General features: G+C 70.2%; 20 protein-coding genes. 5 read left to right on the top strand and 15 right to left on the bottom strand.

Going from position 1 to position 23,788, the window contains the following annotated elements:
* Positions 1 to 2: 2 nt before the first annotated feature.
* From AB0M08_RS40800 to AB0M08_RS40790, 3 genes are read right to left on the bottom strand one after another with little or no spacing between them, the layout of a single operon-like run.
* Positions 3 to 674 (bottom strand): MoaF N-terminal domain-containing protein, encoded by a 672-nt coding sequence (locus tag AB0M08_RS40800; RefSeq protein WP_364505645.1) that lies wholly within the window; start codon positions 672 to 674, stop codon positions 3 to 5.
* A 14-nt stretch (positions 675 to 688) separates the two neighbouring features.
* Complete coding sequence (locus AB0M08_RS40795; protein WP_364505643.1) at positions 689 to 1,525, bottom strand: MoaF N-terminal domain-containing protein; 837 nt, start codon at positions 1,523 to 1,525, stop codon at positions 689 to 691.
* On the bottom strand, positions 1,522 to 2,715 hold the full coding sequence (locus AB0M08_RS40790; RefSeq protein WP_364505641.1) for an MFS transporter: 1,194 nt from the start codon (positions 2,713 to 2,715) through the stop codon (positions 1,522 to 1,524). Before AB0M08_RS40790 ends, AB0M08_RS40795 begins: the two co-directional genes overlap by 4 nt.
* A 389-nt stretch (positions 2,716 to 3,104) precedes the next feature.
* Here AB0M08_RS40790 and AB0M08_RS40785 point away from each other — a divergent pair, with 389 nt between their 5' ends.
* Positions 3,105 to 3,551, top strand: coding sequence for a hypothetical protein (locus AB0M08_RS40785; RefSeq protein ID WP_364505639.1), 447 nt, complete (start codon positions 3,105 to 3,107; stop codon positions 3,549 to 3,551).
* A 42-nt stretch (positions 3,552 to 3,593) separates the two neighbouring features.
* Positions 3,594 to 4,460 carry a phytanoyl-CoA dioxygenase family protein gene (locus AB0M08_RS40780; protein WP_364505637.1) on the top strand — a complete coding sequence of 289 codons (867 nt, stop codon included), beginning with the start codon at positions 3,594 to 3,596 and terminating at the stop codon, positions 4,458 to 4,460.
* Positions 4,461 to 4,487: 27 nt separating this feature from the next.
* Here the strand turns inward: AB0M08_RS40780 and AB0M08_RS40775 are convergent, their stop codons facing one another.
* The 4 genes from AB0M08_RS40775 to AB0M08_RS40760 form a co-directional block, all read right to left on the bottom strand.
* Positions 4,488 to 5,147 carry a helix-turn-helix domain-containing protein gene (locus tag AB0M08_RS40775; RefSeq protein ID WP_364505635.1) on the bottom strand — a complete coding sequence of 220 codons (660 nt, stop codon included), beginning with the start codon at positions 5,145 to 5,147 and terminating at the stop codon, positions 4,488 to 4,490.
* Positions 5,148 to 5,252: 105 nt separating this feature from the next.
* Positions 5,253 to 5,990 carry a pyruvate formate-lyase-activating protein gene (gene pflA / locus AB0M08_RS40770; protein ID WP_364505633.1) on the bottom strand — a complete coding sequence of 246 codons (738 nt, stop codon included), beginning with the start codon at positions 5,988 to 5,990 and terminating at the stop codon, positions 5,253 to 5,255.
* A gap of 8 nt (positions 5,991 to 5,998) precedes the next feature.
* Positions 5,999 to 8,224 (bottom strand): formate C-acetyltransferase, encoded by a 2,226-nt coding sequence (gene pflB, locus AB0M08_RS40765; RefSeq protein WP_364505631.1) that lies wholly within the window; start codon positions 8,222 to 8,224, stop codon positions 5,999 to 6,001.
* Positions 8,225 to 8,273: 49 nt separating this feature from the next.
* Positions 8,274 to 9,170 carry a nucleoside hydrolase gene (locus tag AB0M08_RS40760; protein ID WP_364505629.1) on the bottom strand — a complete coding sequence of 299 codons (897 nt, stop codon included), beginning with the start codon at positions 9,168 to 9,170 and terminating at the stop codon, positions 8,274 to 8,276.
* A 104-nt stretch (positions 9,171 to 9,274) separates the two neighbouring features.
* Here AB0M08_RS40760 and AB0M08_RS40755 point away from each other — a divergent pair, with 104 nt between their 5' ends.
* Entirely contained in the window at positions 9,275 to 9,664 is a 390-nt protein-coding gene (locus AB0M08_RS40755) for a hypothetical protein (protein ID WP_364505627.1), read from the top strand.
* 168 nt (positions 9,665 to 9,832) lie between these two features.
* On the opposite strand, the gene AB0M08_RS40750 is transcribed toward AB0M08_RS40755, so the two are convergent.
* From AB0M08_RS40750 to AB0M08_RS40715, 8 genes are all read right to left on the bottom strand, one after another.
* Positions 9,833 to 12,214 carry a protein kinase gene (locus AB0M08_RS40750; protein WP_364505625.1) on the bottom strand — a complete coding sequence of 794 codons (2,382 nt, stop codon included), beginning with the start codon at positions 12,212 to 12,214 and terminating at the stop codon, positions 9,833 to 9,835.
* A gap of 363 nt (positions 12,215 to 12,577) precedes the next feature.
* Entirely contained in the window at positions 12,578 to 13,162 is a 585-nt protein-coding gene (locus AB0M08_RS40745; protein WP_364505623.1) for a hypothetical protein, read from the bottom strand.
* A 21-nt stretch (positions 13,163 to 13,183) separates the two neighbouring features.
* The gene (locus tag AB0M08_RS40740) at positions 13,184 to 13,621 is read right to left on the bottom strand and encodes a hypothetical protein (protein ID WP_364505621.1); all 438 of its coding nucleotides are present in this window, start codon (positions 13,619 to 13,621) and stop codon (positions 13,184 to 13,186) included.
* A gap of 647 nt (positions 13,622 to 14,268) precedes the next feature.
* Complete coding sequence (cydC, locus tag AB0M08_RS40735) at positions 14,269 to 16,035, bottom strand: thiol reductant ABC exporter subunit CydC (RefSeq protein ID WP_364505620.1); 1,767 nt, start codon at positions 16,033 to 16,035, stop codon at positions 14,269 to 14,271.
* Positions 16,036 to 16,133: 98 nt separating this feature from the next.
* Positions 16,134 to 17,957 (bottom strand): thiol reductant ABC exporter subunit CydD, encoded by a 1,824-nt coding sequence (gene cydD, locus AB0M08_RS40730; RefSeq protein ID WP_364505619.1) that lies wholly within the window; start codon positions 17,955 to 17,957, stop codon positions 16,134 to 16,136.
* Entirely contained in the window at positions 17,954 to 18,994 is a 1,041-nt protein-coding gene (gene cydB, locus AB0M08_RS40725; protein ID WP_364505618.1) for a cytochrome d ubiquinol oxidase subunit II, read from the bottom strand. The genes cydD and cydB overlap by 4 nt, the downstream gene beginning before the upstream one ends.
* 11 nt (positions 18,995 to 19,005) lie before the next feature.
* Positions 19,006 to 20,409, bottom strand: a complete 1,404-nt coding sequence (locus AB0M08_RS40720) for a cytochrome ubiquinol oxidase subunit I (protein WP_364505616.1) — start codon at positions 20,407 to 20,409, stop codon at positions 19,006 to 19,008.
* 40 nt (positions 20,410 to 20,449) lie between these two features.
* Complete coding sequence (locus AB0M08_RS40715) at positions 20,450 to 21,106, bottom strand: response regulator transcription factor (protein ID WP_364505614.1); 657 nt, start codon at positions 21,104 to 21,106, stop codon at positions 20,450 to 20,452.
* 54 nt (positions 21,107 to 21,160) lie between these two features.
* Between AB0M08_RS40715 and AB0M08_RS40710 the strand changes: the two genes are divergently transcribed.
* Both AB0M08_RS40710 and AB0M08_RS40705 read left to right on the top strand, forming a co-directional pair.
* Positions 21,161 to 22,801 (top strand): GAF domain-containing sensor histidine kinase, encoded by a 1,641-nt coding sequence (locus AB0M08_RS40710; protein ID WP_364505612.1) that lies wholly within the window; start codon positions 21,161 to 21,163, stop codon positions 22,799 to 22,801.
* A gap of 39 nt (positions 22,802 to 22,840) precedes the next feature.
* On the top strand, positions 22,841 to 23,788 hold the full coding sequence (locus AB0M08_RS40705) for a nitroreductase (RefSeq protein WP_364505610.1): 948 nt from the start codon (positions 22,841 to 22,843) through the stop codon (positions 23,786 to 23,788).

Below are 23,788 nucleotides of genomic sequence, written 5' to 3'. Positions count from 1 at the left end.
CCCTACCGACCGGCGAACTCGCCGTAGCCGGAGAACAGGATCCGGTCGTTGAACACCGACGAGTAGGCACATCCCGTTACGAGTACGCGATGGAAGTCCTGGACCATCACGAGCCGGGCCAGGCCCTGGGGCACGTCGAGTCCCGGTACCGCGTGGTTGTCCGCCTCGATCAGGAACAGGCCGTCGCCGAGAGCGGCGAACGCCGTACGGCAGGAGCGCGCCTTGTCCGGGCGGGGTGACCAGGCGAGCCGGCTCTCCTTGTCGCTCACGTACTGCTGGTCGAGGTAGCGCTCGGCGCCGAGGTGCCAGCGCACCGACGTGCCGGTCATCTCGTCGGTGAGGCCGGCGGCGATGTCGCCGGCGTCGCGCAGGCCATCGATCGCGAAGAACGCGAGGGTGTCGTCGACGACGACCGCGTGGCCGCGTTTCAGGTCGAGAACGATGAATCGTGCCGCCACGAGAAGGCTGACGAAATAGACGTCCTCGGCCGCTGGGACGCAGTCGAAAAAGGACAGTTCGCCATCGATGCGGACGCGCTCGCGGTCGAGGAATTCGAGCCGGATCCGGGCGCCGTCGGCGGCGGTGAGACCGTACGACTTTCCGGTCAGGAAATAGCTGCGGGGGAACCGGTACTGCCCGATTCCGTGTTGTTCGCCGGTGTTGGCCAGGGTCACAGATTCGCTCCGCATCAGACGGTGTACCGGTTCGGGAGGGAGAGCAGCTTCTCCGGGAGTTCGAGAGGCTTCCCGAACGCGCCGTAGATCATGTAGAGCGGCTCCGGCACGCCGCCGACCATCATGGCGCCGAAGGCCCGGCCGACGTGGAACATGCGGTCGAAGTTCTCGATGAAGAGCATGCTGTCGCTGCGGAACGGCTGGTTGTCGCCGAGAAGCCGTTCGACCTTCTCCTCGGTGACCACGAACAGGTACATCCGATCCTTGATCTTGATGTACCGGGCGAGCTCGTCGGTGGCCGGGATCATCGACATCTCCTCGTCGAAGGTCTCCTCCATCCGGCCGCCCTCCTCCCAGGTGACCCGGTAGAAGCTGGGCTCGAGGTACGCGTGCCGGGAGACCAGGTCGGTCGTCCAGTGCCACTGGACCTGGGTGCCGAGCAGATCGCCGGTGAAGCAGTGCCGCCGGTACGGCAGCGCGTACCCCTCGGTCTCGATCGCCCCGAAGTCGTACGTGTCGGTCATCAGCAGCGGGTGCCGGGGATTGCGGCCGGCCGCGCAGGTGTGGTGGGTGACGAGGCGCTGCTCCAGGTCGAGCACGAACGAGTGGCACTCCCGCACGCCGTCCGGGTCGGCGATGAAGGTGACCAGGTACGTGTCGTCGTCCGCCTTCACGCAGTGGTACTCGGCGCTCCATCCGTTCCAGACGCACATGGCGCGGCCGAACTCGAGGTCGATGTCGAATCCGCTGTCCATGACGAGGTGGAACCGCTCGCCGTCGAGTTCGTGGCACGGTGGCTTGGCGAACTGGGTGAGCCCGTCCAGCTCGCGGGGGAGATCCTCGAGATTCATCGGTTCGCCGCTTTCTTGATGGTGAGGGCGCGTACGCCGAAGCCGATCGACAGGACGGTGGCCACCAGGACCAGGCCGAGCAGGAGGGGCAGGACACCGCCGACGGTGGCGATGCCGAGGCCGTTCTGGGCGGCGCTCACCGCGTACGTCGAGGCGAACCCGCCGAGGTTGATGGCCGCCCACGAGACGGCCAGGGCGTCGGGGACCCGTGAGGGGTGCACGATCGCGGTCGCCCGCACCGTGTAGTAGACGAACCCGATGCCATAGGCGACGCCGAGCAGGAAGCAGCCGGCCGCCACCGCTCCCACGTTCGTCACCTCGAGCAGTGCGACCGAGACGGCCATCACGGCGAACGCGACGGTGGCCGCGGCACGGCCGATCCGCCGGTAGATCAGGCCGAACGCCGCACATCCCAGGGCCGAGCCGAGCGTCGTGGCCGAGGAGAGCAGGCCGCTGACCGACTCGTCGCCGAGCCCCTTCTCCGCGACGAGCAGCGCGATCAGGTAGACCGGCACCATGTAGACCAGGCTCAGCACGAACCCGGCGGCGCCGAGGCCGGCCATCGGCAGGAACGGCACCCTCTCCCGGACCGTGACGGCCTCGGACGCTTCATGCAGCTCACGGCCGGTCGGGGTCCGGGGGACGAAGACGATGGCGAGGACCAGGACCAGAGCGGAGATCGGGTAGAGCCGGTACACGGCGGTCCACGAGCCGGAGCCGGCGGCGATCACCCCGGCGACGGCGCTCAACGCCGCCCCGACCGCGGCGCCGGCCGCGTTGTACCAGCCCAGCATCGTGCCGCGCTTCTTCTCGTCCGGGTACGCCTCGGAGAGCAGGGCCGGCGCGGCGACGACGACGAGACCGCAGCCGACCCCGGTCAGGGTGGCCATCACCGCGATCCAGGCGACGTCGAGCACCGCGACCTGCAGGGAGCTGGATACGGTGAACACCGCCGTCCCGACGATCAGCAGCGTCCGCTTGCTGACCCGCCGCATGAGCCGGGCGCCGACGAGGTTGGCGATGATCGCGATGAGCAGGCCGCCCGAGACGATGTAGTTGACCATCAGCAGGTTGTCGCCGAAAAGCTCGTAGAAGTTGCCGATCACCGGAATGACGACCATCGCCGAGAACACCACATAGGTGGTCGCGAAAATGGTGACGAGGAAGCCGATGAAGCGTTTTCGGGTCATCTGAGGGAAGGGTCTTTCCGCGACTATCTCGGACACGTTCAACTGGTCGACCAACTCTATTGCCTCTCTGTGGGCCACGTTCGGCGGAGAAACGAACTGGGAACAGGTAAACGGCGCCCGGTGCGACCCGTCAACGATTCCGGCGCGGAGCAACACAGATTTAACTGTACGGACATATAGCGAATTACTTTTGGACCACTGAGTCCGCATTCGTCCGATTGCCGAAGCGGGGTGGCTTCACCGCCGGACACCGACATCGGCGGCAAAAGTGCAGGTCAGAGCCGTGATGAGAATTGGCTATATTTCCGTACAGTCAATTGTGTGTTGCATCCATTGACGGTGCGCCGCCCGGCTGGCTTCCCTGGAAGCCGAACGAGGAAGGAGCTCCGATGGAGAACATCACCCTGGTCCGGGCGTACAACGCGGCCCTGGCCGGCGCGATGGCCGCGGGTGGCGACCCGGACGTCGTGCAGGCGGCGGTCGACCCCTACCTGACGCCCGGCGCGGTGTGCCGCGAGACGCCCGCGCTGCCCTGGGGAGGCACCTTCACCGGCGGCAGCCGCGGTATCCGCGACCTGTGCGTGGCCGGCACCGCGGCCCTGGTCGCCTTCGCCGAGGCCGCGGGTGCCCCGGTGACGGCGGCCCCCGACAGCTACGCCGCCGACGGCGACGTGGTGTTCCGCACGACCGCCATGCGCTTTCCCGCGACGCCGGCACACGAGGCGCTCGACGTGCCGGTGATCGACCGGTACGTCGTCGCCGACGGCCGGATCGACGCCATCGACGTCTTCTTCTTCGACGTCCCGGCGATGCTCGACCGCCTCGCCCCGGCCTGACCGGCCGATCCACCTCCGAGAAACCCAGGAAAGGAGCCCATCGTGGCTCTCGTCAGAATCTCCGCCACCACCGCGACCGCCGAGGAGATCACCGCGCTCATCCGGCGCGACGGCGGCTGCATCCTCACCGAGGCCGTGCCGACCGAGGTGCTCGACGACATCACGACGGAGATGGACCCGCACATCGAGGCGGGACGACCGGGCACGTTCGCCTTCGCCGGCTACAGGACGGTACGCGTACCCAACCTGATCGCCCGCTCGGCGAGCGTCCAGAAGCTGATCATGCACCCGCTGATCCTCGAGGTCGCGAAGCAGGTGATGGCCAAGTGCGACGCGATCCAGCTGAGCAACACCCAGCTCATCTCGATCGGCGACGGCGAGTCGCCCCAGGGCCTGCACCGCGACCAGGACGCCTACCCGTTCCCGTTCCCGCCCGGCTTCGAGGTGGAGCTGAGCACGATGTGGCCGCTCAACACCGCGTTCACCGAGGAGAACGGCGCGACCCGGGTGGTCGCCGGCAGCCACCTCGACGGCGCCCGCGCCACCTACCCCGACGACCGGGTCGAATACGCCGAGATGGAGCGCGGTTCGGTGCTGCTCTGGCTCGGATCCACCTACCACGCCGGATCGTCCAACCGTTCCGGCAAGCCGCGCCAGGCCGTCAACCTCGCCTACTGCGTCGGCTGGCTGCGGCAGGAGGAGAACCAGTACATCGTGGTCCCGCCGGAGGTCGCCGCCACGCTCGACGACGACCTGCTCAAGCTGATGGGGTACGAGGTGGCCGCGCCCGGCTTCGGCCTGGGACCGGACTTCAAGCACCCGCTCGCCGTCTTCCGTGACGAGGTGGAGGACATCTCCTTCTCCGACGCCGACGTCACCGGGCTGCTGGCCGTCGAGAACCCGGCCTGACGGTCAGGGCATCCCCGGCGGCCGTCGTCAGGCCGGCCCGAAGACGGCCGCCGGGAACGTACGCAACAGCCAGGCGCTGTATTTCCCCTTGTCCCAACCGCCGGCGCCGACCAGATGGCTCCAGCTCTCCGGGCTGCCCAGAGCCATCCAGGCGTGCGCCCGATCGTCGAGGTCGACGTCGCCGTGCAACAGCCCCTGCGATCGCGCCCAGGTCATCGCCTCCCGGCACTCCTCGAACCCCTGGCGGCCGATCCGTACCAGCAGGCCGGCGACGTCCGGATCGCCCGGTGCCGCCTCGCGCAGAGCGATCCGGAGACCGGCGGTGGCCTCGTGGAAGTCGAAGAGCCACTCGGTGTAGCTGCGCAGCGCCTCGTCGACCGGCAGGCTCTGTATCCGTGTCACCACGTTCGCGTCGGAGATCGTCCGCGCCTGCGGGTCGCCGCCGGCCCGCAGGCAGTACGCCGCGATGAGCAGGCTCGCCTTGGACCCGGCGAGGCTCACCCGGGGAACCGAGGTGTCGGCCTCCCGGGCGATGTCGGCGACCGTGGTAGCCAGATAGCCCCGCTCGGCGTAGAGACGGGCGGCGGCCTCGTAGATCCGGGCCTGGGTCGCGGCCGCGGCCGCCTCACGCATCGGCGACGCGTACTTGCGGCGCAGGCGTCTGTCGGCATGATCGGCGGCAGGCATGATCAAGATTTTACCGGCGCCGCCCCGCCCTCCCGGGCGCCCACGTCGCCTCGCCTCACCTCCCGGCCGGCCGGCCGATGTCGCGGCCGCCTGATCATGGGCGGGTCAGTAGACCGTGAGGCCGTGGTCGCGGAACTGGGCGTGCACCCGGTCCAGCAGTTCGGGGGCCGGGGCGGCGGTGGTCGCCAGCGGGAACGGGATGCCCAGGGCCTCGTACTTGCCGACGCCGAGGCGGTGGAACGGGAGGACCTCGACGCGCTCGACGGTGGGGACCGAGGCGGCCAGCGCGGCGACCGCCTCGACGTTCGGCACCGCGTCCGTCAAGCCCGGGACCAGCACGAAGCGCACCCAGATCGGCTTGCCGAGGTCGCCGAGGCGGTGGGCGAAGGCCGCGGTGGGAGCCAATCTTCCGGTACGCGTCACCGTCCGGTAGGTCGTCTCGTCGCCGGACTTGATGTCGAGCAGAACGAGGTCGACATCCGCCAATAGCGAGTCGTCGGCACGGGCCCCGAGGAAGCCGCTGGTGTCCAGGGCCGTGTGAATACCTTTTGAGTGACAGGAATGCAGGATCGAGCGTACGAAGGAAGTCTGTTGAAGAGGCTCGCCACCGCTCAGGGTGACGCCCCCGCCGGAGATCTTGATGAAGCGCTCGTAGCGCTGAATCTCGGCCATGAGAGCGTCGGCGGTGATGGGCTTGCCGCTGCGCCGGAACCACGTGTCGGGGCTGTGGCAGTACTGGCAGCGCAGCGGGCAGCCGGCCAGGAACGCGACGAATCGCGTTCCCGGCCCGTCGACACCGGTGGAGATGTCAAACGAATGCAGGCTGCCGACGCTGCTTTTCACGACCGCGGTCATAGCGAGCCGTGGAACGTCCGCGAGATGACGTCCTTCTGCTGCTCGACGGTGAGCTTGACGAAATTGACCGCGTAACCGGAGACCCGAATGGTCAGCTGCGGGTATTCCGAAGGGTTCGCCATCGCGTCCTCCAGCGTGGCCCGGTTCAGGACGTTGACGTTCAGGTGGAAGCCGCCGCCGTCGGTGTACCCGTCCAGGACGCCGACCAGGTTGGTGATCCGATCCGGACGATTGTGGCCGAGCCCGTCGGGGGTGACCGTGGTCGTGAGCGAGATCCCGTCACGGGCCGAGCGGTACGGCAGCTTCGCGACCGAGAGCGCGGCGGCGACCAGACCGTGCTTGTCGCGGCCGTTCATCGGGTTGGCGCCGGGCGCGAAGGGCTCACCGGCGCGGCGGCCGTCGGGCGTGTTGCCGGTGTGCTTGCCGTAGACGACGTTCGAGGTGATGGTGAGCACCGACAGGCTCGGCTCGGCGTTCCGGTACGTGGGCTGCCTGCGGATCTTCTCCATGAAGCGCTCGACCAGGTCGACGGCGATCGCGTCCGCCCGGTCGTCGTTGTTGCCGAACGCCGGGAACTCGCCGTCGATCGCGTAGTCGACGACCAGGCCGTTCTCGTCGCGCAGCGCCTTGACCTGGGCGTACTTGATGGCGGCGAGACTGTCCGCGGCGACCGAGAGCCCGGCGATCCCGGTGGCGAGGAACCGGTGCACGGGGTGGTCGTGCAGGGCCATCTCCAGGCGCTCATAGGCGTACTTGTCGTGCATGTAGTGGATGACGTTGAGCGCGCTGACATACGTCGACGCGAGCCAGTCGAGCGTCTTGTCGTATTTCTCCATGACATCGGGGAAGGAGAGGACGTCATCGGTGATGGGCGGCGCATCGAAGATCTGCTCCCCGCTCATCTCGTCGCGACCGCCGTTGATCGCGTAGAGCAGCGCCTTCGCCAGGTTCGCCCGCGCGCCGAAGAACTGCATGTCCTTGCCGACCCGCATCGCCGAGACGCAGCACGCGATCGCCGTGTCGTCGCTGTACGCCGGCCGGATCAGATCATCGTTCTCGTACTGGATCGCGCTCGTGTCGATCGACACCTGGGCGCAGAACCGCTTGAACCCGTCCGGCAGCGCCGGCGACCAGAGCACGGTCAGGTTCGGCTCCGGCGCGGGCCCCAGGTTGTAGAGCGTCTGCAGGTACCGGAAGCTGCTCCGGGTGACCAGCGGCCGCCCGTCGCACCCGATGCCGCCGAGCGACTCGGTCACCCAGGTCGGGTCGCCGGAGAAGAGCTGATCGTATTCGGGCGTCCGCAGGAACCGGATGATGCGCAGCTTGATCACGAAGTCGTCGATCAGCTCCTGCGCCTGCTCCTCGGTGAGCGTGCCCTCGTCGATGTCCCGCTGCAGATAGACGTCGACGAAGCTGGATGTCCGGCCGAGCGACATCGCCGCGCCGTTCTGCTCCTTGGTGGCGCCGAGATACGCGAAGTACAGCCACTGGATCGCCTCGCGCCCGGTCGTGGCCGGCCCGCTGATGTCGTATCCGTAGCGGCTCGCCATGTACCGCAGATCCTCGAGCGCGCGGATCTGCTCGGCCAGTTCCTCGCGATCCCGGATGACGTCCTCACTGCTGAGGGAGGCGTCGAGAGAGGCCTTGCGCTCTTTGCGTTCGGAAAGGAGCCGGTCCACCCCGTAGAGCGCGACCCGCCGATAGTCCCCGATGATCCGGCCGCGGCCATAGGCGTCCGGCAATCCGGTGATGATGTGCGAGCGGCGCGCCGCCTTCACGTCGGCCGGATACGCGTCGAAGACACCGTCGTTGTGCGTCTTGCGGTACTGGGAGTAGATCGTGCGTACGGTGGAATCCAGGCAATAACCGTAGGCGGCCAATCCCTGCTGGACCATCCGCAGACCGCCGGCCGGCATGATCGCGCGCCGCAGGGGCGCACTGGTCTGCAGGCCGACGATCAGCTCGTCGCCCTCGTCGATGTAGCCGGGCGCGTGCGAGGTGAGCGACGAGGGCGTGTGCGTGTCCACGTCGTAGATCCCGCGCTCGCGCTCCTCGGGGAACATCGCCTGGAGCTTGCCCCAGATCCGCTCGGTGCGGGCGGTCGGCCCGCTCAGGAACTCCGGTCCGCCGGTGTAGGGCACGACGTTGTCGTGGATGAACGCACCCACGTCGATGCCGTCCCGCCAGTCCGAACCACGGAAGCCACGCCACGCTGTCGTCATCAGATCCTCCCTGCGTCACCTCCACCCTGCTCGCCGGGAAACTGATCAGTTAGGGCCGAAGGTCCCGCGTGATACGGCTGAGAAGCATCGGCCCGGCCGGCTCCTTGAGCGAGAGCACCACGCGCAGCCGGTTCGGCGCGCCCGGGTCCTCGATCGTCTGCCCGGTCCCCGGATCGACCCGAATCCCCAGCTCGGGTGCGTCGTCCGGGGTGACGTCGCCGAGCGCGATCGCCGCCGCGAGTGGGTCGTGCAGCGGGATCCGGCGCTCGCCGAGCCGCGGCTCGTAGGAGTTGAAATAGGTCGGCAGCATGCCCGCGATCGCCATGCTCAATCGGTCACCGGTCTCGATCAGCGCGTCGCGGTCCGGCTCGTACCAGCAGTGGTTCATGGTCACGTCGAGCGGCACCAGCGTCACCGGCCACGGCGCGTCGAACACGATCTGCGCGGACGCCGGGTCGTCGGCGATGTTCGACTCGGCGACCGGGGTGCGGTTTCCGGGTGCGCGCACCGCCCCGCCCATCACGGTCACCGACGCCACCTGCGTGGTGATCTCCGGCGCCTCCACCAGCGCCTCCGCCAGGTTGCCGCACGGGCCGGTCGCGATCACGTGCAGCTCACCCGCGTGTTCTCGGGCAAGATCTTTCAACATCTCCTTTCCGGTACGGCCATCGCGCACCGCCCGGGCCGGAAGCACCACGCCACCGATGCCGTTGTCCCCGTGTGCGCCGTGCGCCCCGCCCTGATAGCGGCCGGCGCCGACCGCCACCGGGATGTCCTCGCGCCCGGCGAGGGTGAGCAGTCCCAGGGTGTTGGCCGCCGCCTGCACCGCAGACGTGTTCCCGTTCACCGTCCCGATCCCGCCGATGGTGACGCCCTCCCGCGCGAGCAGGTAGGCGATCGCCACCGCGTCGTCGATCCCCGTGTCACAGTCCAGGTAGATCAGCATGGCTCTCTTGTTACACGCCCGCGCGGGCCGCCGGAAGCACCGTGCCCGATCCGGACATCTGGCCGAATCATCGCCGTATCCCGCGACTCCTATCCTTCCCGGCCATGATCGATAGTCATGCCTCTCCGGGCACGGGACCCCAGCGGTCCCCGGCCCGTGCCTATATCGCGGTGGCGGCCTCCGTCGCCGTGCTGCTGACCGCCGGTTTCTTCACGTACCGGGCGTTCGCCGACCACGAGATCCGCTTCGAGGCCGACACCGGCAGCGACACCGCCCTGAAGATCACCTGGAACACGTCCTCGCTCGCCAACGCGGTCACCCCGTGGTCCACCACGGTCACCGTCAAGGAGCTCCAGGGCCGCGCCAGCGTCACGGTCCTCGCCGCCGACGGCGACACCGCCACCTGCAAGATCATCGTCGACGGCGACACGGTGGCCGACGGCAGCGACACCCGCGCGGTGGGCTGCTACATCGACCTGGCCACGCTGGACTGACCTCGTCGACGCACGGACCGGGCGGGCTCTGGGGGCAGGCCCGCCACGGCTCCGGCGTCCACGTCCCGTCCCCGCCACGGCTCCGGCCTCCCCCGTCCCATCCCCGCCACGGCTCCGGCCTCCCCCGTCCCGTCTCCGGTCCCCGGGGCAGGCCCGCCACCGGGCCGGTCAGATGGACCACTTCTGGTTGTCGGTGCCCTCGCACTCCCAGATCTGCGCGATGACGCCGTTCGCGGTACTGCCGTCCGGGACGTCCACGCACTTGTACGCCCACTCGCTGACGATGTCGAACGAGCTGTTGTACGTGAAGAGCTGCGCCTTCGATCCGCTGCAGGTGGCCAGCTTGAGCGTGGTCCCGTCGTCGGTCCCCGCGATCGACACGCACCGGCCGCGCACCCGCATCGTCCCGTCCGAGTCGAAGCTGAACTTCTCGCCGTCCGAGTCGTTGCACTCCCAGAGCTGAACGGAACCGGTCTCGGTGGGCGCGTAGAGGCACGTACCCGTACCCATGCTCTTGACCTGGTACCCGGTGACCGTGTCGGTGTCCGCGTCCGTCTCGTCGGTGGTCGCGGTGGCCGTCGCCGTGGCGGTGGTGGCCGCGGCGTTCGGCTTCTTCGTCTTGGTCACCACGGTGGTCGGCCCCGCCTTCGTACCGGTGCGCGAGGGCTTCGCCGCGGTCCCGGGTTTCTGGGTGGCGGCGTGCGCCGGCGCGGTGGTCCCGGCCGCGGCGACGACGGTCGACACGCCGGTCTCCTCGTCGGCGAGCGCCGCGGAGATCAGCGGCTGGGTGGCGATCCCGGCGGCGATGACCAGCGCCGAGACGAGCGCGATCACACCCCGCCGGCTGAGACGCCGCCGAGTGACGGTCACGGTCCGCGGCGGCGCGATCGCCGGCTTGTTCGAGGGCTCCTCCCCATCGCCGGGCCGGTAACCGGTCCGGTAGCGCGCCACACCGGCCGGGTCGTTCCAGCCCGCCCCGGCCGCGCTCCCCTCGACTCCCGGCTCACCCCGCCCGGACTCCGACCCACCCCGCCCGAACTCCGGTGCGGCCCGCCCGGGCCGTCCGAATTCCGGCCCGCCACGCCCGAACTCCGGGGTGCCCCGGCCCGGCTCCAGCGCATCCAGGCCGACCTGGAGCGCGGCGGCGAGGGCCGGCGGCTCCGGGACGGCGGACGCCCCTCCGGCCGCCGGCGCTTCCGGCAGATCCTCCGGATCGACGGCAGACGGCTGCCCACCATCCGGCTCCGGCCCGAGTTCCGGCTCGTCGTCCAGCGCCTCCAGCGGCTCGGTTCCCAGCTCCTCCGCCTCCGCAGCCCCGAAGCCGACACCATGATCCTGCGCACCGCCCGCGCCCCCGCCGTGCGCCTGCACACCGCCCGCACTCCCGCCATGCGCCTGCGGGCCGCCCGCACTCCCGCCGTGCGCCTGCGGGCCGCCGAACTCCGGAATCGCGCCGAACCGGACCGGTGAGGTCGTCGACGTCAGATAGGCCGCGGCTCCGGCCGCAGCCACTCCGCCCAGCGGCAACGGACGGTGCGGCTTCTGCGGCCCGCGCGGACCCGCCGCCGGTTGCTGCCCGGCCGACGGTGCCGGCTGCTGCCCGGCCGGCGGTGCCGGAGTGCTCGGCGCGGCCGGCGACTGCGGCGCGACCAGCCTGGCCGACGTACCCGCGTTCCCGCCCGCGAAGGCCGGCGGGAACGACACCGTCACCTCGGACCCGGCGGGCATGCTCGGGACGGTCGCCGCGACCAGCAGCCGGCGAGCCGTCTCCACGTCCGCCCGCAGCGCCGGATCCCGCTGCAACAGCCCGACCAGCGCCGGCCGCAACGCCCCGGCACGTGACGGCGGCGGCGGCAACTCCGTCGCCAGCGCGGCCAGGGTGGCCATCGGCGAACTCTTCGCGTACGGCGGCTTCCCCTCGACCGCCGCGTACAGCGTGGCCCCGAGCGACCAGAGATCCGCCGCCGGCCCGACATCCCCGTCCAGCGCGCGCTCGGGCGCCAGATAGGAGGGTGAGCCGAGCACGATGCCGGTGCTCGTCATGCTGGAGTCCCCTGCCGCCGTCGCGATACCGAAGTCGGTCAGGACCACCCGCCCGTCGTGGGCCAGCAGCACGTTGCCCGGCTTCACGTCACGGTGCAGCAGCCCCGCGCGGTGGGCGGCCCGCAGCGCACCGAGCACGCCCAGCCCGATCTTGGCGACCCGCTCCGGTGCCATCGGCCCCTCGGCCTGCAGGGTGTCGTAGAGCGACCGGGACGGCACCAGCTCCATCACGATCCACGGCTCGCCGTCGTCGTAGACCACGTCGAAGACCCGGACCACGTTGGGCTGATCGATCCGGGCGATGGCGCGCGCCTCGCGGATCGCCCGTTCGCGCATCGCCTCCAGCTCGACCGGGGTCAGCCCGGACGGCGGCACGAGCTCTTTGACCGCGACGTCCCGCCCGAGTAGCACGTCCCGGGCCGTCCAGACACGGCCCATGCCGCCTTGGCCGATCTGGCCTACCAGGCGGTAACGTTCAGCAACAATTCGAGCGTGGTCGTCGAGCACGGCGGCACGGTACCGGCATCGATCGTTCAGAAGTGTGCGGCACGCGACGCGCCACGCCGCAACGTGCCCACTACGCGTACGTCAATCGATTGTTTATCGCACCTACCATCAGCAATCAGTGCTGCTCATAGCACCCGCACAGTGTCCGGGCCCCGGCAATTCCGGGCCCCGGACACCATTCCTGTGGGTGTTGTGAAATAGATCACTATCCACCGGTTGTGTTTGCTTACAGTAACAATAGTGTGGCAGTGGAGCACGGCGCGCTGTGCCCTACCCCCCGGCGCGCCATGCACTGCCCAGCCGGAGCACGTCATGCCCTACCGCCCGGGCGCGCCCCGCACTGCCGCTCGGCGCGGCCACGCGTCACTGTTCGGCGCGCCACGCCTCGAAGGCCGCCACCGAGTCGACGCCGTGATCCAGCACCGCGGTGTAGATACCGAAACTGGTCACCGCGGACCCGTACTCCGGCCGCCCGGCCCACGCCTCTTTGATCTCCAGAATGGCGTCCCGCGCCGCGGGCGTGAGCCGCTCCGGCAACGAACGGACGTGCCCCAGATCCGGCTGCCGCTCCGGTTCGTCGACGAACCAGACGTCCAGCTTCCACTCCTGCTCACCATCCCGGCGATAGCTCAGCCGCAGATAGAGCCCGTCCGGGTACCGCGGATCGACATTCCACCGCCCGACGTCCTTCCGAAAGACCATTTCCCGTACGTCCGGATGACCGGCGAGGTCCGCCCCGATCGCGATGACCGTGGCCTCGTCCAACTGCTCGCACACGACAGTGACGTCGATATCGCGCCACACCATCAGCCCGAGTCGCGAGCTACCCACCCGGTGCGGTTCCCCGGCCTTCCCCAGCAGGTCGACAAGCCGAAGATCCGCGATCACCGCCTCGGCTTCCGCCTGCAATTCCGCCTGGCGCCGACGCCGTTCCTCCACTGAGTCCACTCGCCGGAGACTAGAGCAGTCTCATTCCTCGACCCGCCACCGGTACCGCTCCACCACGGAGGCGAAGTCCGGCATCCGCATCAGCAGTTCGAGCCCGGTCGCCCGCGAGGAGACCAGCCCGATCGGGTGCTCGGTGACATCGCCGGCCATCTCGATGTAGACCGACTCCCCGTCCTCGGTCAGCTCCCACCCCACCTCCGCCGGGGCCCCTTCCCCACGATCTAGATCGTAGAACGACCCGGCCGTCAGGATCGTCGCGGTGGAGTAGTCCTCCCCCACGTTGACGATGAGAACCTCGTCCTCACAGTCGTTCCAGGTGAACGCCGCGTTCCAGTCCCCGAGGGCCGCGTAGAGAGCGGGCACCTCGGAGAGCGAGACCTTGCGTTCGGTATAGAGCGCTGCATATATGTCCACCGTGATGACCGGCTCCCGCCCGCCATCTCCCCGTCCGTTCGACACGGGCACGAGCGTAACCAGACCGTCGCACCCGCGGGCTACCCGACAGGAGTGACCCCCGCTGGTCGATTCCGGCGGGATCGTCGATGGCGGGGGTCGCGGGGTGGGCGTTCTCGGTCACGGTCCGGGTCGGGGGTTATCCACAGCCAGGGTTTATCCACAGGGCCCCGGGCCAAGATCACCGTTTTGTGCCACTGTTCCGTTAGGGATGGGGGTTTCCCCCGGTCGGGGTGGGCCCCGTCTGGCCGGACTTGATCAACATTTCATGATCAACTGCGGGTTTGATCTTGGTGGCTGGTGGTGAGGGGTGTGTCGGCGGGCTGGAGTGACCCGTGAGCGCCAGCTTTCCCGGCGCGGCTGGCGTTCACGGGTCACTCGGAGCGCCCGAGACACCCCGGACCACCAGCCGACCGGCCCGAGACACCCCGGATCGCCAGCCGGACCGGCCCGAGACACCCCGAATTCGCCAGCCGGGCCGGCCGAGGCGCCCCGGACCGCCGGCTCACCGCCCGCGGGGTACCGCCCGACCGGGTCCACGAACGAACCCCGGCCGGCGGAGCCGGCGATCCGCGGGCGGCGAGTGGCTCGGGCGGGCACCCGGTCACGGGATCCGGCGTACCGCCCAGGTGGTCCAGATGTGACCAGCAGGGTCAGGAGTGTCCAGCGCGCCCGCCCACTGCCGCGGGGACGGTGTTTCGCACCGTGGTGGCGGTCCCGGAGTCCAGGTGGACGATCTGGTCGAGGTTGTCCGGCAGGTCGGTGCGGTGGGTGATCAGCAGGACCGTACGGTCACCGGCGGCGTCCAGCAGGTCCCGCGTCAGGGCGGCCGCCGTCTCGTCGTCCAGGTGCTCGGTGGGCTCGTCGAGGATCAGCACCCGGAAGTCGGCGAGCAGTGCCCGGGCCAGTGCGAGGCGGCGGCGCTGCCCGCCGGACAGGGCCATCCCGTGCTCTCCCACCAGGGTTTCGAGGCCATCCGGCAGGCTGTCAACCCAGTCAGCCAGGCGTGCTTTCACCAGGACAGCCCGCAACGCAGAAGTGGGGGCGTCCGGCTGTCCGACGCGCAGGTTCGCGGCGATAGTGGTGTCGAACAGATGAGCGTCCTCGGGGAGGTAACCGATGACCTTCCGTACCCGGTCGGGAGCGATCTCCCGCAGATCGGTCCCCTCCATCGTGATCCGCCCGGCAACCGGATCCAGGAACCGCACCAGCAACGCCGCGAGGGTGCTCTTCCCACACCCGCTGGGCCCGACCAGCGCCACCCGCTCCCCCGGTCGCAACACCAGATCGACGTCCCGGAGCACCGGACGTCCCGCCACCCACCGCGCGCCGACACCGTCCATCCGGATGGCCGGCACGCCTGCGCCGGACGTCGCGGACCGGAGCGCCCCGCCTCGCTCCGCCACCGCCGCGAGCTCTCCACCTTCAGGTTCACCATCACGCGGCCGCGGAAGGGCAGGAGCCGCGGCGAGCGGATCCGGAGCCGACAGGATCTCGGCCAGGCGGCGGAGCGAGGCGCGGGCGGACGCGAAGCGCTGGGCGGCCACCGGCAGGCCCGCGGCGTTCTCGAAGACCGCGAGCGGGGTCAGCACGATGACCGCGAGCATTTCGCCGGAGAGTGATCCGGATCGGACAGCCACCGCGCCCGCGGCCAGGCCGACGATCAGCGACAGACCGGAGGCCAGGGCGGTGACGGCAGCGGAGACACCGGCCATCGCCGCGGACCGCTGCTCCGCCTTCCGCAGGGCCGCACTGGTGGCCGCCAGGCGGTCGAGGTGAGCGTCCGTGGCGGCGTGGGCGACGAGGTCCGGCAGCCCGTGCAGCAGGGTGACGGTCCCGGTGGCGAGTTCGCCGCGCAGCGGGGCGAGCCGTCCGTCGGCCCGGCGCGCGGCCCGGCCCTGCAGCAGCGGAACGATCACACCGACCAGCAGCAGCCCGGCGCCGAGAGCCGCCGCCGCGGGAAGGGAGAAGGCACCGATGAGCAGGACCGAACCGAGTCCGACGAGGAGGGCTACCGCATAGGGCAGGATCACCCGGGTCAGCATGTCGAGCACGGCGTCGACGTCGGTGGCGAGGCGCTGCGCGAGGTCCGCACGGCGGAAGTTCGCGAGGCCGGCCGGGGCGAGCACCTCCAGCCGGGTGAAGATGCGGGCCCGGAGCCGCCCGAGCACCCGCAGGGCGGCGTCATGCCCGGCGAGCCGTTCCAGGTACCGGAGCGCCCCCCGGCTCAGCCCGAGCGCCCGAACAGCGACGATGGCGACCATCAGGTGCAGCACCGGCGGATGCAACGCGGCCCGCGAGATCAGCCACGCCGACACCGCCATCAGCCCGACCGCAGCGCCTGCCGCCCCGGCCCCGGCGAGCACCGCGAGGAGGAGCCCACCACTCGCGGGACCCGAAGCCCGCCACAGCAGCCGCACCCACCCGACGTGACGCGCACCGGCACTCGACGGCGCGCCCCCTGCCTCTACGCCGGCGGACGGCGTGGTCATCGCGTCAGCGCCACGGGACGCCGTGGTCATCGCGTCGCCGCCGGCTGGGGGGAGAGGTCGAGGACCCGGTCGGCCAGGGCGATCAATTCCGGACGGTGGGCGGCGATGATCACCGTGCGACCGGCGGAGAGGCGGCGGATGGCGTTCATGATGTCGTGGGCCGTTTCGGTGTCGAGGTTGGCGGTCGGCTCGTCGAGCAGGACGAGCGGGGCGTCACGGAGGAATGCCCGGGCCAGGGCGAGCCGCTGACGCTGGCCGGCGGAGAGGCCCTGGCCGCCGTCGCCGAGGACGGTGTCGTATCCCTCGGGCAGCGCGACGATGAAATCGTGCGCGCCGGCGAGCTTCGCGGCGGTGGTGACGTCACCGGCGGGCTGGGCGAGAGCGATGTTGTCGCGGATCGTCCCGGCGAAGAGCGCTGGGCGCTGCGGGACCCAGGAGATCCCGGCGCGCCAGGCGGAGGGGTCCATGGAGGAGAGGTCCACGGAGGAAAGGCGCATGGAGGAGAGGCCCGTGGCGGAGAGGCCCGTGGCGGAGAGGCCCGTGGCGGAGAGGTCGGTGCCGTTGACGGTGACCCGGCCGGAGTCGGGGGTGACGAAGCCGAGCAGAACGTTCAGAGCAGTCGACTTGCCGCAGCCCGAGGGGCCGGTGAGCGCGACGATCTCACCGGGCTCGATGTGAGTCGACAGCCGGAGGGCGTCCCGCTCCCGGTAACGCACCACCACGTCCTCGAACGCGATCCCCCGCGACGCGAGGGACGGAACGGACGACGTTCCGTGGCTCGGGGCGGGGGTCTCCAGGATGGTGAAGGCCTCCTCGGCGGCGGCCAGGCCCTCGGCGCTGGCGTGGTAGTGGGCGCCGACCTGGCGCAGGGGCAGGTAGGCCTCCGGCGCCAGGATCAGCACCAGCAGGGCCGTGGTCAGGTCCAGGCGGCCCTCGACCAGGCGGAGGCCGATGCCGACGGCGACCAGGGCCACCGAGAGGGTGGCGAGGAGCTCCAGGACCAGGGAGGAGAGGAAGGCGATACGCAGGGTTCGCATGGTCTGGCGGCGCTGCTCGTCGCTCACCCGGCGGATCGTCTCGGCCTGGGCACGGGCGCGGCCGAAGATCTTCAGGGTGGGCAGGCCCTCGACCACGTCCAGGAAGTGGTGCTGCAGGCGGGCGAGCAGACGGAACTGGCGGCGGTTGGCGGACTCGGTGTGCAGTCCGACGAGGATCATGAAGACCGGGATCAGGGGGAGGGTGATCGCGATGGTCGCGGTGGCGATCAGATCCGCGGGGAACAGGCGGGCCAGGACCACGGCGGGCACCAGTGCGGCGAGGACCAGCTGGGGCAGGTACCGCGCGAAGTAGGCATCGAGCGCGTCCAGGCCCCGGGTGACCAGTGCGACGACGTCACCGGTCCCGGCAGCCACGGCGGGACCGGCGGCGGGCGCGACGGGCACGGGCGCCGCAGTACCGGACGTGGGCGCGACGGGCACGGGCGCCGCAGTACCGGCCGTGGGCGCGACGGGCACGGGCGCGGGTGAGCGGAGGGGGCCGAGGGCGACGAGGTGGTGGAGGAGGCGCTGGCGGAGTTCGGACTTCACCGCGGCCGACGAGCGGACGGCCACCGTCTCCTGGGCCCAGGCCACGGCGGCGCGGGCCAGGACCACGGCGCAGAGCCAGGCCAGCGTGGGGAGGAGGTCTGTCAGGTCGGCGCCGTGCAGGAAGACCGCGGTGATGCCGGAGGCCAGGAGCGTGGCCTGGGCGACGATCAGCGCGGCGAGCGTGACGCCCAGCGTGACCGTGGCGGCGAGGAAGGTGCGGCTGCCACGGGCGTACCGCAGCAGCCGCGGATCCAACGGCTTCACGCCGGCCCACTCGCGGTGGGCACCGGCTCGGGCGAGGTGGCAGGACCGGGGATGTGGTCGATGGTGAGGCGCTTGCGGAAGACCCAGTAGGTCCAGCCCTGGTAGATCAGGACGATCGGGGTGAAGATGACGGCCACCCAGGTCATCACCGTCAGGGTGTAGTGGGTGGAGGACGCGTTCGTGACCGTGAGGCTGTTGGCGGGGGCGATCGTGGAGGGCATCACGTTCGGGAAGAGCGTGACGAAGAGGGCGAAGACCGCGAACACGACGGTGGTGGCGGTGGCGAGGAACGCCCAGCCCTCACGGCGTACCCGGATCAGCACCGAAGCGGCGATCAGGGTGACGGCCGCGACCAGGCTGAGCAGCGCGCCGATCGCGTCGCGGTTCGACAGGCCGGTCCAGAGCAGGAACGCGGCGGCGACGACGACCGTGACCGGGGCGAGGCGGGCGGCGAGCGCGCCGGACCGGGTGCGCATCTCGCCGTCGGTCTTGAGGGCCAGGAAGACCGCGCCGTGCAGGGTGAAGAGGACCAGCGTGGTCAGGCCGCCGAGCAGGGCGTACGGGTTGAGCAGGTCGAAGAAGCCGCCGGTGTACTCGTGGGCCGCGTCGAGCCGGACGCCGCGGACGATGTTGCCGAAGGCGACGCCCCAGAGGACGGCGGGGAGGATGCTGCCGGCGATGATGCACCAGTCCCAGCGGCGGCGCCAGGTGTCGTCGTCGCGCTTGCCGCGGTACTCGAAGGCGACGCCGCGGATGATCAGCGCGACCAGGATGAGCAGGAGCGGGAGGTAGAAGCCGGAGAAGAGGGTGGCGTACCACTCGGGGAAGGCGGCGAAGGTGGCGCCGCCCGCGACGATCACCCAGACCTCGTTGCCGTCCCAGACCGGGCCGATCGTGTTGATCAGGAGGCGGCGCTCGCGGTTGTCGCGGCCGAGGACGGGCAGCAGGATGCCGACGCCGAAGTCGAAGCCCTCGAGGAGGAAGTAGCCGGCCCAGAGGACGGCGATCAGGCTGAACCAGACGGTGGTGAGTTCCATTGTCGACGTCCTCAGTAGGCGAAGGCGAGCGGGCGATCTTCGGATGAGGCAGATGACGGATCGGCGATGTCCGAGATCGACGGAGCGCCCGCGCGGGCGTACCGGACGAACAACCCCACCTCGACGACGGCGAGCACCCCGTAGACCAGGGTCAGGACGATCAGGGAGGTGGCCGCCTCACCGGTCGAGACCGACGGGGAGACGCTGTCGGAGGTGGTGAAGAGGCCGAACACCGACCACGGCTGCCGGCCCATCTCGGTGAAGATCCAGCCGAACGAGTTGGCCAGCAGGGGCAGCGCGATCGCGGACATCGAGGCGATCCAGAGCACCCGGCTGCGCGGTGTCCGTCCCTTCCGGATCGACCAGAGGGCGGCCAGGGCGACCAGCATCGCCAGCCCACCGAACCCGATCATGAGCCGGAAGGACCAGTACGTGACCGGAACGATCGGCTTGTAGGAACCCTCGCCGTACTTCGCCTCGTACTGCGCCTGGAGGTCGTTGATGCCCTCGACCTCACCGGAGGGGTCGCCGGTCGCCATGAACGAGAGCAGGGACGGTATACGTACACTCGCAAGCTCTTGATCTCCGTTGAGAGAACCGAGCGTGAAGAGCGAGAAGCTCGCCGAGCCGGACGTCTCGTAGAGCGCCTCGGCCGCCGCCATCTTCATCGGCTGCTGCTCGGTCATCACCCGGGCCTGCAGGTCGCCGGTGACCATCACGCCGACGCCGGCGATCAGCACGACCAGCGCGCCGAGCTTGAGGCTGGGCCGGAAGACGTCGTCCTGGTTCCGGCGGAAGACGTGCCAGGCGCTCACCGTGAGCAGCACCGCGCCGGCGGTCAGGAAGCACGCGGTGACCGTGTGCGGGAAGGTGACCAGGGTCGTCGAGTTGGTGAGCACGGCCCAGATGCTGGTGAGTTCCGCGCGGCCGGTCTCGGCATTCACCTGATATCCGACCGGATGCTGCATCCACGAATTCGCCGCAAGGATGAAATATGCGGACAGAAGCGTTCCGGTGGCGGCCAGCCAGATCGTCGCGAGGTGCACGCGGCGAGGGAGCCGGTCCCAGCCGAAGATCCACAATCCGAGGAACGTGGACTCCAGGAAGAAGGCGAGCAGACCCTCGATCGCGAGCGGGGCGCCGAAGATGTCTCCGACGAATCGCGAATAGTCGCTCCAGTTCATCCCGAACTGGAATTCCTGCACGATTCCCGTCACCACGCCGATGGCGAAATTGATCAGGAAGAGCTTGCCCCAGAACTTCGTGGCCCGCAGCCAGCGATCCCTGCCGGTCCGCACCCAGGCGGTCTGCAGACCGGCGACCAGGAACGACATTCCGATCGTGATCGGCACGAATAAGTAGTGATAAACGGTGATGATGCCGAACTGCCAACGGGCAAGATCGAGCGTGTCCACGGGGGGATCCTTTCGGGCTGGTTCCCCCCGAGTCTTTCGATCAGTGATGACCCCCATCAGGGCCTAAAGTCCCGAGCAGCCGGGTCGCAAGAACCGCCGCCTGGGTACGCCGTTCGAGTCCCAGTTTGGCCAGCAGACTGGAGACGTAGTTCTTCACCGTCTTCTCGGCCAGGAACATCTTCCCGGCGATCTCCCGGTTGGTCAGGCCCTGCGCGACCAGCTCCAGGATGCGCCGTTCCTGGTCGGTGAGCGCGGCCAGCTCCTGCGGCTGCTCGACGCCGTTGCGGATGCGCTCCAGGACCCGCTGGGTGACCGCCGGGTCGAGCAGCGACTGCCCCTGGGACACCCGGTGGACCGCGTCGACCAGGTCGGTGCCGCGGATCTGCTTGAGCACGTACCCGGAGGCACCCGCCATGATCGCGGCGAACAGGGCCTCGTCGTCCTCGTACGAGGTCAGGATCAGGCCCTTGATCGACGAGTCGATGGCGCGGACGTCCCGGCAGACGTCGATGCCGTTGCCGTCGGGCAGCCGGGCGTCGAGGATCGCCACGTCCGGCTTGAGGGCGGGGATACGCCGGGCCGCCTCCTGCGCGGAACCCGACTCGCCGATGACTTCGATGTCACCGCCCGCTTCGAGCAGGTCGATCAGGCCGCGGCGGACCACCTCGTGGTCGTCGAGAAGGAAGACTCGGATCATCCCCCCTTCATACCAATACGCGGCCCGGCGGACACAGGGACTAAAGTCCCTGCCATGGGGGAGCAGCCTTCACTCGGTCTTCGTCCGCTGTCCCGGGTCCGCCTCGACGAGTTGCTCCAGGAGATGCTGGATCGCGTCGGTGACGTGATGACCAGCCGGGAGCGGCTGCGCGCCCTGCTCGACGCGGTGGTCGGCATCGGCAGTGACCTGGATCTCCGTAGCACCCTGCAGCGCATCGTCGAGGCCGCGTGCGCGCTGGCCGGCGCGAAGTACGGCGCGCTCGGCGTGATCGGCCCGAACAAGAGCGAGCTCATCGACTTCATCACCCACGGCATGGACCCGGCGATCCACGCGAAGATCGGTGACCTGCCGCACGGGCGGGGCGTGCTCGGCCTGCTGATCACCGACCCGAACCCGGTCCGGCTGCCGGACATCCGCAAGCATCCGCACTCGTACGGCTTCCCGCCCGGGCACCCGCCGATGCACAGCTTCCTCGGCGTCCCGGTGCGCACCAGGGAGCAGATCTTCGGCAACCTCTACCTCGCCGAGAAGCAGGGCGCCGCCGAGTTCAGCGAGGACGACGAGGAGATCGTGGTCGCCCTCGCCGCCGCGGCCGGTGTCGCGATCGACAACGCCCGCCTCTACGCCGTCGCCCAGCGCCGGGAGCGGTGGCTGGCCGCGAGCGCCGAGATAACCACGGTGCTGCTCGGGACCGTACGCCGTACCGAAGCCCTGCGGTTGATCGCCCGCCGGGCCCGGGAGATCTCCGGCGCCGAACTGGTGATGGTCCTGCTCACCGACGAGGGCCACGACCGCTACCGGATCGAGGTGGCGGACGGCGGCGAGGGCCTGGTCGGCGGTCTGGTCCCGGTCTTCTCCCTGGAGGACCGGGTGACCGACCTGCGGGAGATCGCCGAGTGGCCGGGCCCGGTGCCGAAGGGTCCCGCGCTCGTCGCCCCGCTGGCCTCCGGCGGCGCGCTGATCGTCACCACCGGGGAGACCGGCGACGAGAACGCCGCCCTGCTCGCCAGCTTCGCCGGGCAGGCCGCGCTCGCCCTGGAACGCGCCCGCGCCCAGGAGGAACGCCAGCAGCTGGCCCTGCTGGAGGACCGCGAGCGGATCGCCCGCGACCTGCACGACGTCGTCATCCAGCGGCTCTTCGCCACCGGCATGCAGCTGCAGGGCGCGGTGCACCACGCGCCCAAGCCCGAGGCGGCCAAACGGATCAACGCGGCCGTCGACGACCTGGACGCCACCATCCGCGACATCCGGCGCTCGATCTTCGAGCTGCGCGCCCCGGTCGGCCCGTCGCTCCGCGGCGAGCTGCGGGAGACCGCCGAGGCCGCCGCCGAGTCGCTCGGCTTCCGCCCGACCCTGGACACGGCCGGGCCGGTGGACAGCGCCATCCCCGACGACCTGGTCCCGGAGCTGCTCGCGGTGCTCCGCGAGGCGCTGTCGAACGTCGCCCGGCACGCCCAGGCCAGCTGCGCCCGGGTCTCGGTCCGGGTCACCGAGGACGAGGTGGTGCTCAGCGTCGAGGACGACGGCGTGGGCACCGACCCCGGCAAGGCCCGGGGCGGCGTCGTCAACATGGGCGAACGCGCCTATGATCTCGGCGGCAGCTTCGAGATCGGGCCGGCGTCCAGCGGAAACGGGACGCTGGTCGTCTGGCGCGCACCACTTAGGGACCTTTGACCCTGCTGCTCCGTCGCGGGAAATCGCATCGTTGGGGATATGACGACCCCACTCGAGCAGGCCGCACAGGCCGCACAGCGCGCACCCTCGGTCTTCAACACCCAGCCGTGGAGCTGGCGGATCACGGGCGACGGCATGGAGCTGCGCGCCGCGGCCGACCGCCGGGTGGAGAGCATCGACCCCGATGATCACCTGCTGCTGATCAGTTGCGGCGCGGCCCTGCACCACGCCCGTACGTTCCTCGCGGCGGCGGGCTGGTCGGCGACGGTCGAGCGGATGCCCGCGCCGGACGTCCTGGCCCGCATCCGGCTGGGGAATCCCGTGGCGGCCGACGAGGAGGCGGAACGGCTGGCGGCCGCGATCCCGCTGCGGCGGACCGACCGGCGGGCGTACGACGACCGGCCGGTCACCGACGACGAGCTGACCGTGCTGCGCAAGGCCGTCGAGGCCGAGGGCGTCTACCTGCACGTCGTCCCGAAGGACCAGATCCCGGCCCTGGCGATCTCCCAGGAGCTGGCCGGTGACGCGGAGCTCTCGGACCCCGAGTACCGCGCCGACCTGGCGAACTGGACGAGCCGCACCGGGGGCGACGGGGTTCCCGCCGCCAACGCCGTCCGCCCCGAGGCCCGGCGGGTCCCGCTGCGGGACTTCGCGCCGGACGCCGAGGCCGGGCTCGCCGCCGGGGAGAAGCACGACCAGGGTGCCGCGTACGTGATCATCTTCGGTCCCGGTGACCACCACCGGGACCTGCTCCGCGCCGGTGAGGCCCTCTCCGCGCTGCTGCTGCGCGCGACCGCCGACGGTCTCGCCACCGCCCCGCTGAGCGACGCCGTCGAGGTCGAGTGGCCCCGGCAGATCCTCAAGGGCCTGGTCGCCGGTCTCGGCGAACCGTACATCGTGGTCCGTCTCGGCTACCTGGGCGACCGCGAACCCCTGCCCCCGATGCCGCGCCGTGACCCGCGCGACGTCGTCCAGAAGGTGGAATGA

It is taken from the genome of Actinoplanes sp. NPDC051851 (genome assembly GCF_040681165.1).
Classification (GTDB): Bacteria; Actinomycetota; Actinomycetes; order Mycobacteriales; family Micromonosporaceae; genus Actinoplanes.
The sequence above is the reverse complement of the archived record's forward strand: the minus strand, read 5'-3'. Positions and strand labels throughout refer to the sequence as shown.